This is a genomic window from Loktanella sp. 3ANDIMAR09 (assembly GCF_001420005.1).
Lineage (GTDB): Bacteria > Pseudomonadota > Alphaproteobacteria > Rhodobacterales > Rhodobacteraceae > Loktanella.
In genome coordinates this window covers 1-12,499 of sequence record NZ_LJAK01000012.1, presented here as the reverse complement: position 1 = coordinate 12,499, position 12,499 = coordinate 1, and the positions used below count along the sequence as shown (strand labels likewise).

9 protein-coding genes and 1 pseudogene are annotated in these 12,499 nt (G+C 65.2%); 3 read left to right on the top strand and 7 right to left on the bottom strand.

The annotated features are described in order from the left end of the window. Positions 1-15: 15 nt before the first annotated feature. Positions 16-804: a glutaredoxin family protein gene (locus tag AN189_RS15015; RefSeq protein ID WP_083484443.1), complete on the top strand. Its 789-nt coding sequence runs from the start codon at positions 16-18 to the stop codon at positions 802-804. Here AN189_RS15015 and AN189_RS15010 read toward each other — a convergent pair. From AN189_RS15010 to AN189_RS14990, 5 genes are read right to left on the bottom strand one after another with little or no spacing between them, the layout of a single operon-like run. Then, a complete protein-coding gene (locus tag AN189_RS15010) occupies positions 797-1,018 on the bottom strand; it encodes a hypothetical protein (RefSeq protein WP_056037592.1) in 222 nt (73 codons plus the stop codon). The genes AN189_RS15015 and AN189_RS15010 overlap by 8 nt on opposite strands. Beyond that, positions 1,009-2,172 carry a phytanoyl-CoA dioxygenase family protein gene (locus AN189_RS15005; protein WP_056037590.1) on the bottom strand — a complete coding sequence of 388 codons (1,164 nt, stop codon included), beginning with the start codon at positions 2,170-2,172 and terminating at the stop codon, positions 1,009-1,011. The genes AN189_RS15010 and AN189_RS15005 overlap by 10 nt, the downstream gene beginning before the upstream one ends. Continuing rightward, on the bottom strand, positions 2,169-3,338 hold the full coding sequence (locus tag AN189_RS15000) for a Gfo/Idh/MocA family protein (protein ID WP_056037587.1): 1,170 nt from the start codon (positions 3,336-3,338) through the stop codon (positions 2,169-2,171). Before AN189_RS15000 ends, AN189_RS15005 begins: the two co-directional genes overlap by 4 nt. Next, entirely contained in the window at positions 3,335-4,243 is a 909-nt protein-coding gene (locus AN189_RS14995; RefSeq protein ID WP_056037584.1) for a TIM barrel protein, read from the bottom strand. Before AN189_RS14995 ends, AN189_RS15000 begins: the two co-directional genes overlap by 4 nt. A gap of 9 nt (positions 4,244-4,252) precedes the next feature. Continuing rightward, positions 4,253-5,356: a Gfo/Idh/MocA family protein gene (locus AN189_RS14990; protein ID WP_083484442.1), complete on the bottom strand. Its 1,104-nt coding sequence runs from the start codon at positions 5,354-5,356 to the stop codon at positions 4,253-4,255. A 109-nt stretch (positions 5,357-5,465) separates the two neighbouring features. Here AN189_RS14990 and AN189_RS14985 point away from each other — a divergent pair, with 109 nt between their 5' ends. Then, positions 5,466-6,308 carry a 5-deoxy-glucuronate isomerase gene (locus AN189_RS14985; protein WP_056037581.1) on the top strand — a complete coding sequence of 281 codons (843 nt, stop codon included), beginning with the start codon at positions 5,466-5,468 and terminating at the stop codon, positions 6,306-6,308. Continuing rightward, positions 6,305-7,132, top strand: a complete 828-nt coding sequence (locus AN189_RS14980; RefSeq protein ID WP_056037579.1) for a class II fructose-bisphosphate aldolase — start codon at positions 6,305-6,307, stop codon at positions 7,130-7,132. Before AN189_RS14985 ends, AN189_RS14980 begins: the two co-directional genes overlap by 4 nt. A gap of 6 nt (positions 7,133-7,138) precedes the next feature. On the opposite strand, the gene AN189_RS14975 is transcribed toward AN189_RS14980, so the two are convergent. Further along, complete coding sequence (locus AN189_RS14975; RefSeq protein ID WP_056037574.1) at positions 7,139-10,600, bottom strand: hypothetical protein; 3,462 nt, start codon at positions 10,598-10,600, stop codon at positions 7,139-7,141. Positions 10,601-10,614: 14 nt separating this feature from the next. After that, positions 10,615-12,499 (bottom strand): annotated as a pseudogene (locus AN189_RS14970) (DUF11 domain-containing protein); the annotation flags it as partial.

Here is a 12,499-nt window from a genome sequence, read left to right as displayed (position 1 = left end):
GTCAGGAGGCAGACGATGTCGACCCAAACCCGCAACGTGTCCGACGTGCCGACAGACCCCGCCACCGCGGCCACTGGGAAAACGGCTGTTCTGTATCGCATGGCCCTGCCCGACCACCTGTGTCCGTCCGGTCAAAAGGCGCGCTGGCTGTTGCAGTCCAAGGGGTATGACATCGACGACCGCCTGTTTCGCACCCGCCCCGAGGTCGATGCGTTCAAGGAAACGTTCGACGTGCCGACGACCCCGCAGGTCTGGATCGACGGCACGCGCATCGGGGGCTACAGCGATCTGCGCGTGGCCTTGACCGACTACGACCCAAAGGCCACGACCTATCGCCCGGTGATCTATCTGTTCGCGGTGGCTGCCGCGACGGCGCTGGCCTTGTCGATCGGTTTTCTGGGCGGGATCACCTGGCAGACGCTGGGCTGGTTCATCTCGGTTTCGATGATCTTGCTGGGCATGCAAAAGCTGCGCGACATCGAAAGCTTTTCCACCATGTTCCTGAACTATGATCTGCTGGCGCGCAAATGGGTGCCCTATGCCTATGTCTATCCTTGGGTGGAAACCGGCGCGGGCGTATTGATGACGGGGATGCTGCTGACCCCGCTTGCAGCACCAGCGGCACTGTTCATTTCAACCGTCGGCGCCATCAGCGTGTTCAAGGCGGTCTATATCGACAAGCGCGCGCTGAAATGCGCCTGTGTGGGCGGCAATTCCAACGTGCCGCTGGGGTTCGTCAGCCTGACTGAAAACCTGATGATGATGGGCATGGCCATTGTCATGATCATGCTGACCTTTAGCTAGGGTCATCCTTTTCGCGGTAATTGTCCGGGTCAAAGACCACGAAAAATTCGTAGGTACACCAGCCCGCCGCGGCGCAGGCGATCATTGTCCACAGCGGCGTGCCCAACAGCAGTTCGAACAGCGCCCAGCCCCAGAGCACCACACAGACCACCAGCCTGCGGGACCGCGGCGCAAAGAACGGCGCCCGCACGTTGATCAGGTCACTCAGGGGCATCGGCGGTTGTCCATTTCTGTCAGGGCGGCGTCCAGCCGGTCGCCGGACCAGCTTTCGGTCAGGGCGCGACGCAGGATGTCGGCCTGCGACACCGGCGCGTTGCCGTCCAGCGGCGGGTCCGTGTCGAGGTTCGTCGGAAAGGCATAGCCTTCGGCGCTGGCCGCGATCACCGCCGCGACCTGCGCCGCCGTCATCGCGGACTCCGACAACACAGGATAGAGCGCACGGACCATCGCCGCGCGGTCAACGCTTTCCATGGCGCGGCCAAAGGCAGAGGACACCTGCAACAACATCACCATCCGCGCGATGTCGGCACTGCGATTTTCGCCCGCCGCATGAAACAGCGCGGGATTGAAAAAGATCACGTCGCCCTTGGCCAGCGGCAGCTGGATGCAGTGATCCTCGAACAGCGCGCGGTGGGCGGGATCGTGAAACGCAACATAGCCCGGCGGATAGAGCTGCGAGAACGGCAGCAATTTCGTAGGCCCGCTTTCGATGGGCATGTCGCAATGCGCGATGCCACCCTGCAGCGTCAGCGCAGCGGTCAGATCATGGGCGTGTACGGGATAACGTGCGGCCCCTGCAGCGGATTGGAACCCCAGGTGATAATCGCGGTGCGCCTGCTGCGCCTTGCCACCGGGGCGCACCTGATTGATCTGCGCGGTCAACTGATAGGCCGGGCCCAGCCAGGCCTCGCAGACAGCGGCAATGGCGTCGTTGGCAAAATACCCGGCAAAACAGGCAGGATCGCGCAGGCACAGTTTCTGCAAGGCGTTCCAGATGCGGTCATTGGCACCCGATGCCGCGAAATGGTCGCCCTTGCCCGCGCCCTGCGCCGCCTCTGCCGCGATGATCGCGTTGAACACATCCGTCGCCCGGTCGATGACGCCGGTGTCGCCATAGCTGCCGCGCAGGACGATCACCCCTGCGGATTCCCGCAGCACCCAGGCCCATTCCGCCATCAGCGCCCGCCGCGCGCCTTGGTCGGCCAGCGCCGGGGCCAGGGCGTGCATGTCGTAGAATGGCACCTGCCGCGTCACCGTCGCGGCATGGGGCACATCGGAATGATCAAGCTGCCGCCCGATCAACGCGCGCAGCGCCTCTGGATCGCCTGCATCCGCGTCGAAATAGCCTGTCGTCTTGACCTGCGTCATGACCCGGCGTCCCGGAACATCGGGGGCCGCGCATCCACCCAGCGGCCATCGTCGCGCCCGCTGGCGGCCACGGCGAAAACGGCGGCCATGGACCGCAGGCCATCCTCGGCACGCGGGTACAGATCGGCAGCGGGATCAACAGGACGACCTGCGGCGTGGGCGCGGATCGCAGTGGCAAGGTCGAGGTAGATGTTGGCAAAGGCCAGCGGCATCCCCTCGGCATGGCCGATCGTGACGCGGCTGGTGCGGTCGGCCTCTGGCGACAGGTTCGCCTCGCCGCGTTCGATGGTCTGCAAACGCCCGCCGAGCGGCATCCAGAACAACTGGTTGGGCTTTTCCTGCGACCACCGCAATCCGCCCTTTTCGCCAAAGACCTGCAAGGTCAGACCGTGCTGGCGTCCCAATGCGACCGAAGATGTCCACAACCGCCCGACCGCCCCCCCGTCAAAGCGCATGTTCACCATGGCGTCATCCTCCAGCACGCGGCTGGGGATGCAGGACACGGTGTCGGCGGACAGTTTTTCCACCTCTTGCCCGATGACGAATGACGCCATGTGCAGCGCGTGAATGCCGCAATCGGCAAATTGCGCCGACACCCCGGCCTGTGCGGGATCATACCGCCAGCGCACGCGCGGATTATCAGCGTCGGCGGCATCGGCGTGGTGACCATGGGCGAACTCTGCCTTGACCAGACGGATCGCACCCAGATCGCCGCGCGCCACCATCGCCCGCATGTGGCGCACCAGTGAATAGCCGCTGTAGCCATAGTTCACCGCACAGATCTGCCCGGTGGTCCGGGCGATCCTGACGATCTCTTCGCCCTCTTCGACGGTCATGGTCATGGGCTTTTCGCACAACACGTGAAAGCCCGCCTCCAGATAGGCCTTGGTGATCTCGAAATGGGTGGCGTTTGGCGTGGCGACGGTCACAAGGTCGATGCGGTCGTCGCGCCCGCGTTCGCCCGCCAGCATCTCTTGCCAGTCGCCATAGGACCGGTCGGCGGCCAGACCCAGCGTCTGACCATAGGCGCGGCCCGCGTCGGGGCGGTGATCCAGTGCGGCGGCGGTGAATTCAAACGCGCCGTCCAACCCTGCGCCCAGCCGGTGCGCCGGCCCGATCTGGCTGCCCTCGCCGCCGCCGATCATGCCCCATCTCAGTTTCGTCATGTTACGATCCCCTCGTCAAAGCCGATCCCGGCCAGGTAATCACGGTTCGCCCGCGCATCCGCCATGGGCGACACATCCAGCGTCGGGTCGCAGTCCTGTTCCACCGTGCACCACCCTGCATAACCCGCATCCAGCAGCAGGGCGCGTACCGCTTTGAAATCGACCTCACCGCCGGACAGGTTGCAGAAAATGCCCTGCCCGCAGGCATCGTAGAACCCGGTGCGTTTGGCGATCACATCCGCCTTGACCACGGGGTTTGTCGTCTTGAAATGTACATAGGTCAGCCGGTCGATGTGCCGCTGCATAAAGGCCAGCGGATCGAACCCGGCATAGGTGCAATGCCCGGTATCAAGGCACAGTTTCAGCTGTGCCGGATCGGTTTCCAGCAGGATGCGCTCGACCTCGGTTTCGAAATCCAAAAATCCGCCCGCATGGGGATGCAGTTCCGGCGTCAGCCCATAGTCATCGGCGGCCATGCGCGCGACGGTCATGATCCGGTCGCGAAACGCCTGCCATTCGGCGGCGTCCATCTGTTCCGCCTCGGCCGCGCGTCCCGCAGTCGGGGCCCGGCGCGGCGAGATGGAATCGATGATCACCAGATGTTCGGCCCCATGCGCCTGCAAGGCGCGGCATGTCCGCACCGCACCGTCCATCACGTCATCCCAGGCGGCAGGGTCATGAAACGGGCGGAACACCACCCCGCCGATCAGGTCCAGCGCATGTTCATCCAGCGCATCACGCAACACGGCGGGGTCCTCTGGCATATAGCCCACAGGCCCCAGTTCGATCCCGCCATATCCCGCCGCCGCGCAATCGCGCAGCACGTCGCGCCAATGGGGATTGCGCGGATCATCCGCGAATTCCACACCCCAGGAACAGGGCGCATTGCCAATCCGTATCGTCATGGTCGGTCCTCAGGTCTGGGGCACATCGACCCAGCGCCGTTCCCGCGCCGAGGTCAGTGCAGCGTCGATCACCTGCGCCACGGCCAGCCCGTCGCGAAAGGTGGGAAATACAGCCCTGCGTTCATGGATAGCCGTCAGGAAATCCTTGGCCTCGATGATGATCTGGTCCTGGTAGCCGGTGCCGTGGCCGGGGCCCTGGCAGAACGGGGCGTAGTCGGGATGCGCGGGGCCGGTCAGGATCTTGCGAAAACCGCGTGTCGCCTCGGGGCCTTCGGCCTTGTACAGCCACAGGGCGTTCTGGTCCTCTTGGTCGAACCTGATCGCGCCCCGCGTGCCGTGGATTTCATAGGCATAGCCCATCTTGCGTCCCGTGGCGGTGCGGCTGGAATAGATGTGGCCCAGCACGCCGCTGGCGAACCGGCACATGATCTGGGCGTGGTCGTCGTTGGTCACGCGCCCGCCGGGGCGGTCGCTGTGCAGCGTCTCGACCTCGGCCATGACGCTGGTGATGGGGCCCATCAGGGCCAGGGCCGCGTTGACCGGATGCGGGGCCAGATCGCCCATGTTGCCATTGGCCATCCCGTCACAGCGCCAGTTGTGCGGCGCATCGGGGTCGGCCAGAAAATCCTCGGTGTGTTCACCGCGAAACCATGTCACGCGCCCGATTTCACCATCGGCCAGCAGTTGCCGCGCGAACTGGCTGGCCGGGGTGCGGATATAGTTGAACCCGACCATATGGGCGACGCCCGACGTCTCTGCCATGGCGAGCATGGCGCGGCTGTTGTCCAGCGTATCGGCCAGCGGCTTTTCGCAGAACACGGGTTTACCCGCGGCAAAGGCCGCCTGTGCCATCGCGTGATGGGTATCCGGCGGGGTCGCGATGATCACGGCCTCGACCGCCGGATCGGCAATCAGCGTCTGCCAGTCCGGGGCGGCGCGTGCGAAACCGAAATCACGGGCATAGCGCGCGGCACTCTCCGGCGACGATGCGGCGATCATTTCCAGCCGGGGACGCAGCGCAGTTCCGAACACGGCACCCACCACCGACATCGCCACCGCATGGGCCTTGCCCATGTAGCCGCCACCGATGATCCCGATGCCGATCTCGCGCATGTCACGACCTCCCCTTCGTGTGGGCGCCGTTGCACGCGCCCTTGAAATCAGTAGCCTGCTCAAAGCGCCCACACAAGCCGCGGGCAACGCGCCGACAAAAGGACCGCCCATGCACATCGCCCCCTATGACAACGGCAACCGCCCGATCGTCGATATCGACGACGACACGGTGCCGCTGAATTATTTCAACATCGTCAAACTGACCCACGGCCAAAGTTTCGATTACCGCGTACCCGGCTACGAGACCTGCATCGTGCCCGCCACCGGCACCGTCGATGTTGCGGTCGAGGGGGTGGCCTTTGACGGACTGGGCGGACGCGGCACCGATGTCTGGGACGGAGAGCCGGAGGGCGCCTATATCCCGTCAGGGGCCAGGGTCACGATCACCTGCACCTCGGATGCGACCGAAACATTCATCGCGGGGGCCAAATACGACAAGGTGCTGGACCCGTTTGACGTGCGCCGCGACCAGATCGACCTTGTGCAATACGGCAGCGACGACACGAAAACCCACCGCAAGATCAAGCATATCCTGGGCCAGAAACAGGCCGACCGGGTGGGCCGCCTGTTGGTCAGCGAGCTGTATACCGTGGGTCAGGGCGGCTGGTCCGGTTTTCCAAGCCACAAGCATGACACCGACCGTCTGCCGCAGGAAACCCGCCATGACGAAACCTATAATTTCCGGTTTCGCCCCAATCACGGGTCGGGTCTGCAAATGCTGCAACGCGAGGACGGCAAGCCGGGCGACGCCTATCACATCGTCGATGGGTCCACGATCTGCATCGACCGCGGCTATCATCCATGCGCCGTGCTGCCCGGCTACGAGATGTATTATTTCACAATCCTCGGCGGCCTCAGCCAGCGGCCGCTGGTACAGTATTTCCAGCCCAGCCATGCCGAACAGATCGAAACCATCCCCGGCATCAAGGACATGATCGCGAAATTCAAATGACCCTTGCCACGCTGTCCGATGTACTGATCCCGGCCCGCGCGGGCGGCTATGCCATCGCGGGGCTGGTCTGTCAGGGCTGGGAAGACATGCGCGCCTATGTGTCCGCCGCCGAGGCTGAACGCGCGCCCGTGATCCTGCAGGCCGGGCCGGGCTGTCGCGCCCATACCCCCCTGCCCGTTCTGGCAGGGATGATGCGGCACCTCGCAGAGGCGGCCAGCGTGCCGGTCGTCCTCCATCTGGACCATGCCCATTCGCTGGATGAATGCCGGGCCGCCATCGACCTTGGGTTCACTTCGGTGATGTTTGACGGATCGCGCCTGCCGCTGGCCGACAATATCGCGCAGACGGCACAGGTGGTGCGGATGGCACAGGCGGCAGGCGTGTCCTGCGAAGGCGAGATCGGCTTCGTGGGCTATGACGCGGGCGCGGCATCCATCGGCACCGACCCGGCAGAGGCCGCGACATTCGCCCGCGACACGGGCGTTGACGCGCTGGCCGTTTCGGTCGGCAACCTGCATTTGCAACAGGGGGCCGGGTCCGCGCTGCACGAGGCGCGCATCCACGCGATCGGGACACTGACCGATGTGCCGCTGGTGATCCACGGCGGATCAGGCGTGCCTGACGGTCAGCGCAGCGCCCTCGCGCGGGGGTCCAACATCTGCAAGTTCAACATCGGGACAGAGCTGCGCATGACCTTTGGCGCGGCCTTGCGGCAGACACTGGCCGACGACCCCGCGCTGTTCGACCGCATCGCGGCGCTATCCGCGACCGAGACCGCACTCTGCACCGCCGCCCGCCGGATCATCGCCGCATTGGGCCCGTGACCCGGGTCAGTATTTTGCCACGAGATTGAGGAACACGCCGCGATCATCATAGGTCAGATCGGTCAGGTCGTCAGAGAAAGTGCTGAAATTGAAACCAGCGCCCACCTGAAGATTGCCGCCCAGCTGCTTGAAGGCTGCGACCAGCACGCCGGTACGGGTGACATCCGCCGTGATCAGGTCCAGCCTGCGCGCCTCGGCCAGCAGGTCCCAGTCATCAACCAGATGATAGCGCGCGCCGATCACCGCCAGCATCGCGTCGTTGGGCGAAAAGGCGGCCCCCTCCTGCGGGGCGAATTCACCGCCGCGATAGCCCAGCTTGCCCGACAGGGTCCAATGACGGTCCACGTCATAAGAGGCGTCGATGCTGGCCACATGGCTGCGTTGCACCGGCCCCAGCGCATCTTCGCCGTCCAGCCGCTGCCCGATCTGGTCATCCAGATAACGGTAGCGCGCCAGCATGTTGAACCGGTCATTCGTGATCGGGCGCAGGGCATATCCGATGGACACATCAGCGTAATCGCCGTTGCGGAACCCGGTTTCGTCACCGCTGGACTGCAGGGCATCGGCACTGAACAGGATGCGCTGCGTCTCGTCGATCTTGTAGGTCAGATCGACGGTCGCCGCGACGGTTTCGCTGTCACGCAGTGACCCGTCCTCGGCCCCGTCTTCGGTGCGGTATTCCAGCCGCCCCTTGGCCGACACGGCGTCGGTCGCATAGGACAAGCCCAGCGACACGGCCTGCCGGTCCAGCGTTTCCAGATCCTCGACCGCGATCTGCCCGGTCTCGAATGCCAAGGTGGTGCTAAAGCTTTGGGTCGGGGCATAGGTCACGCCATAGGCCGAAATCAGCGAGGTGCGCTCTCCGAACATGTCATAGGTGTTTTCGCCAAAGACCGACACGGTTTCGGACAGCGTCCGTCGCCCGCCCACCACGAAACGGCCATTGTCGTCGCCGGTCAGGTCCAGCCCGTCCAGCTCTCGGCCCGGTTCCAGCGTGTAGCCGATATACTGCGTGTCGCCCGCGTCATCGGTATAGACCGCATAAGCCTTGGCACCCGCGCCCAGCGATCCGTCCGATACCTCGCCCTCGAACGCCCAGCCGGGGCCGCTGCCCAGGGTCAGACCAGCACCCACCCGGTCATTGTCGTCCAGCCCCGCACTGTCCACGGTGGTCTGTCCAAACACATAGACCTGTCGCGCATCATCCAGCGCATAGGTCAGTCGGGCGGCCACATCGGTGCGGCTGCCCTGTTCGCCCGCGTCGTCGCGGTCGATGCGTTCGGCCCCCAGCGTATAGCTGAAACGGTCGTTCAGCGCCGTGGTCAGGCTGGCTACGCCTTCGATATCGCTGTCACCTGCCCCGTTGCGATAGCTGTCATAGCTCAGGCGCAGCGCGGTCGCGTCGGTCAGCTGCACGTCGGCCGCCAGACCGAACAGATCCTCGTCACCAGTGAATGCCGTCACCTGCGTATCCAGCGACGAAAACCCTTGCTGGCGCTGTTCGGCATAGGCGGTGACCGTGCCCTCCTGGGACAGGCCCAGATCGGCCAGATCAGCGCGGCCCTCGATCCGGAGGGCGCTGCCCTCTCCGGTGGCCGCGGCCTCTGTTTCACTGGACAGGCCACCGTCAAAGGACAGCAGCGTGTCGATGCCCTGCCCCTCGCTTTGGGCGGCATCAAGCCGCAGATAGGACCGTTCGGTCAGCGCAAACAGCAGATCGCCCCCGACCAGCGTGTGATCGCGCAGCCCGGTGTCGTCGCGGGTGCCGGACAGGCCCAGTCGCAGGCCGGACCCGACCCAGCGTTCCACGCGTGCACCGCTGGCGAAACCGTCGATATCGTCCAGCACCGGCACATATTCGTACTGCGCGACCAGTACGACGCGGTTGCGGCGCGGCCCGGTGCTGCCCACGATACCGTCGCCCGCGCTGCTCAGCAGGGGTTGCGACAGGGTCACAAGCCCCTGGATATAGTTGATGTCGTAATCCACCCCCGGCGTCAGCGCGCGGCTGTCAATCACCCGCCCCGATTGTGGATCGCGCACCTGCACGAACAATTGTTCGGTGCCTCGCAACACGTCCTGATTGGCCAGGAAATAGATTGATCCACCCGTGCCAGTCAGCGCCTCGCGCACGGGGATGCTGTCGGGCTGCGCCGCATGAACGGTGGCCCGCCCCTGCGGGGTGCCGAACACCGTCTGGACCCGCGTTTCCACATGGGCCTGCCCGCCATAAAGCGTGCGGTCGTTGCGCACGAAGGCGTTGTCCCCCAGATCAGCCACGAAATCACCGAATTGGGCAAAATTGTTTTCGCGCGCGATGCGGGCATAGATCTTGCCCGAGGTCGGCGTCAGATCGAGGATTTCCGCGTCATCGCCAAAGGTCGGATAATAGTCATCAGGATCGACGCGCAGCAGCAGCTGGCGCGGATCCTTTTCGTCCAGATCACGCAGCAGGTCCTCCAGCGGGCCTTCGCCCGTATCGACCGAGGCCGTCACCTCGTAACCGGTGGCGGTGCGCCCGTTGATGAAACCCGCGATGCGGCCGGTGGCATAGCTGTCGGATGTGTCATCGCGCCCGTCGGTGCGCAGGCCCAGCGTGACATCGGCAGTGCCAACCGCAAACCAGTCAGAGGCGGGAATTTCCACGTCGCGCACCAGCGAGGTCCGCTGCCCCGGCCCGGTCACCGCCACCTCGATGTCATAGCCGCCTTGCGGCAGGATGCGCTGCACCACGAAACGTCCCGATGCATCGGGCCGCACGGTCTGGCCCATGACCTGCACACGGCTGCCGGGCAGCACGTTTGCCCCCGACACCGTGACCGCCCCGCCAAAGACAGGGATCGCCCGGCGTGCGACGGTGTCGCGGCCTTCTTCGACACCAGCCGCGCTACCGGGGGGCAAGGCCGCGCCCAAGGGTTGTGGCAAGGTTTCGTCAAACCGGCCCTGCGTGTCATAGACGCGATGGATCACGGCATATTCGCCCGTGTCCGGCGCGGCATAGCTGACCTGCCCGCCCGGGTTGACCGGCAATGTGGCGATGACGCGTGGCCCGCCCAGACCATCCAGCTGGACGATCCGCATTTCACCGCGCGTCACGTAATCGGGATAGTTCAGCGCCGATCCCAGCAGATAGGTGTCGGGCGCATCACCCGGCACCTGTTCCAGGTCCAGCCGTGGTTGCACACCCAGACCGTCGAAACTGACGCGCAGGTCGGCCCGCGCCAGCGCGATATCGACCTTGCGCACGGCTTCGACGACCCGCGCATCGCCCGCGACCGGCGCACCGTTCAGCGTGATCGAAAACCCCGTGCCGGACAATGCCGGGGCCTTGGGCGCGCAATCACCCGGGACCGGCACCGTGCCCGGCGCACAGGACTGCTGCGCCAAGGCCCCCTGCCCCGGGTGCGAAATCGCCGTTGCGGCCAGCAGGGCCAGCAGGGTGCGACGCGGGGTCAATGCAGTGGTCATGGCTCGTCCCATTTCTATTGCGCCGCCCGGATCGCGCGTTCGATGATCAGACTATAGTCCGCCGACCCGTCCCACAGGGACCGGATCAGATCGTCCACCGCATCCAGTCGCGCACGCGCCAGCCCACGACCCTCATCGGCTGTATAGTAGCTGAGTTGCAGCACCGACGGCACGTCGCGGATCTGCGCCAGCACCGCTGCGATACCGTCCGACAGCGCCGGCACCGGTGTGGCACCCCCACCCGCAAAGGCCTGCGCCGTCAGGTCGATCCGCACCACGTTGGCAATCGCCGCGCCAAAGTTCAGCTTGGCCACCGTGCCCGGTGTCAGGCGCACCGTGCGCGGGTTTTCGGTCGTTACGTTGTACCCCGTCGGCAGTGTGCGTTCGTCCAGCTTGAGGGTGAAATTCGACCCGATATTCGCCGGCAGTTCCGCACAGGGCACTGAGAACCTGCCATAGGCGTCCGTGGTCAGGACGGTGCCGTTCACGGTGGACAGGCGCACACCCGCCAGACCCGGTTCGCCATCCGGCAGGACCACGGGCGGTGCAGTGAATTTCGCGCCGTCATAGGTCTGGTCGGTGATCGCCCCGGTGCCATCGGACACAAGGCCGTCCTGATAGCCGTTCAGGTTGCGGTCATCGAACACCTTGCCGATCACGTCGCCGCAGTCGAACACGGCCTCGGGACGGCGCACGATCACCGCCTCGGCGCGGTTCGAAATGATCGCGCCGCTGCTGTCCAGCGCAAAGGCGGTATTGGCCAGATCGCCGTCACCGCCGGTAACCCGGGCCGACAGCGTGACGGTGATCGTCTGCTCTGGTCCCAGCGTCACGTTGCGCCATTCCAGCCGCGCCCCGTCAATCACGGGCTCGGATTCTGTACGCCCGTCGAACACGGCGGACCCCGGCGTATAGGCCAGCCCCGCCGGCAGCGCATCGACAAAGGTCAGACCCCGTTCGATCGTGCGGTTCACGTTGGTAAAGGTCAGCGTGTAACCCACCGTTGCACCCAAAAGCGCGGTTTGCGTATCGGCCACCTTGGTCACGCGGACCTCTGCCGGGGGCGGTGCCGTCACCACGGCGCTGCCCACGATCGCGGCCTCTTCGGTATCGGATGTGACCTCGGCCCGGTTCGGTTGCGCGGGATAGCCCGCGCTGACGTCCAGCACGACCGAAAACGCGACGACAGCCGTGACACCCGGTTCCAGCTGCGCATCGCCACGCAATGTCCGGGTCTGGTCAACACCGTCATAGCTGCGGTCGATCCCACCCGGCCCACTCAGACCGCTGGCGGTCAGACCGGACACCGAAATCACCCGCGCCGGTGCCGCAAAGGCGCGCAAGTCGTCACGCACCTGCAGGTTGGTCTGCGTGATCGTGCCGGTGTTTTCGACGGCAATCTCGAAATCATAACGCACCTCGGTCGGGCTGAGCCGGATCGGCACACTTGCCGTCTTGGTCACCGCGATGGCCGACAGGCCGTCCACCAGCAACACGGTCGGGTCGACCTCCGGATTGCCGTCGGTGTCGTCGTCATCGCGCGAGACGCGCTGCACCACATCGCCCGCCGGTGTGGTTCCCGTCACCTCTGCGAGGTTCTGCAAACCGCCAGCGTTCACGTCGGCCTGCGTCAGCACGTAGCGCACCTCGTAGGTATTGCGCGCGCCCACGGCCAGCACATCGGCACTATCGCCTGCAATCAGGACCACTGGCCCCGGATCGCGCGGACTGTCGTCCAGCGCCGTCAAGGTATCGGTCACGGCCAGATCGCTCAGCGTGACGTTGCCTGTGTTCGTCGCCGTGATCTCGAACACCACGGTCTCGCCCACGGCACTGGCAGGTTGACTGATCACCTTGATCACCTCCAGTGCAGGTGTCGGCGCAATCGCCAGATCCGTT

Excerpts from the sequence above, each read along its gene's own strand:
- AN189_RS14985 (WP_056037581.1), top strand. The coding sequence starts at position 5,466 with ATGCACATCGCCCCCTATGACAACGGCAACCGCCCGATCGTCGATATC.
- AN189_RS15010 (WP_056037592.1), bottom strand. The coding sequence starts at position 1,018 with ATGCCCCTGAGTGACCTGATCAACGTGCGGGCGCCGTTCTTTGCGCCG.
- AN189_RS14990 (WP_083484442.1), bottom strand. The coding sequence starts at position 5,356 with ATGCGCGAGATCGGCATCGGGATCATCGGTGGCGGCTACATGGGCAAG.
- AN189_RS15015 (WP_083484443.1), top strand. The coding sequence starts at position 16 with ATGTCGACCCAAACCCGCAACGTGTCCGACGTGCCGACAGACCCCGCC.
- AN189_RS15005 (WP_056037590.1), bottom strand. The coding sequence starts at position 2,172 with ATGACGCAGGTCAAGACGACAGGCTATTTCGACGCGGATGCAGGCGAT.
- AN189_RS14980 (WP_056037579.1), top strand. The coding sequence starts at position 6,305 with ATGACCCTTGCCACGCTGTCCGATGTACTGATCCCGGCCCGCGCGGGC.
- AN189_RS14975 (WP_056037574.1), bottom strand. The coding sequence starts at position 10,600 with ATGACCACTGCATTGACCCCGCGTCGCACCCTGCTGGCCCTGCTGGCC.
- AN189_RS14995 (WP_056037584.1), bottom strand. The coding sequence starts at position 4,243 with ATGACGATACGGATTGGCAATGCGCCCTGTTCCTGGGGTGTGGAATTC.
- AN189_RS15000 (WP_056037587.1), bottom strand. The coding sequence starts at position 3,338 with ATGACGAAACTGAGATGGGGCATGATCGGCGGCGGCGAGGGCAGCCAG.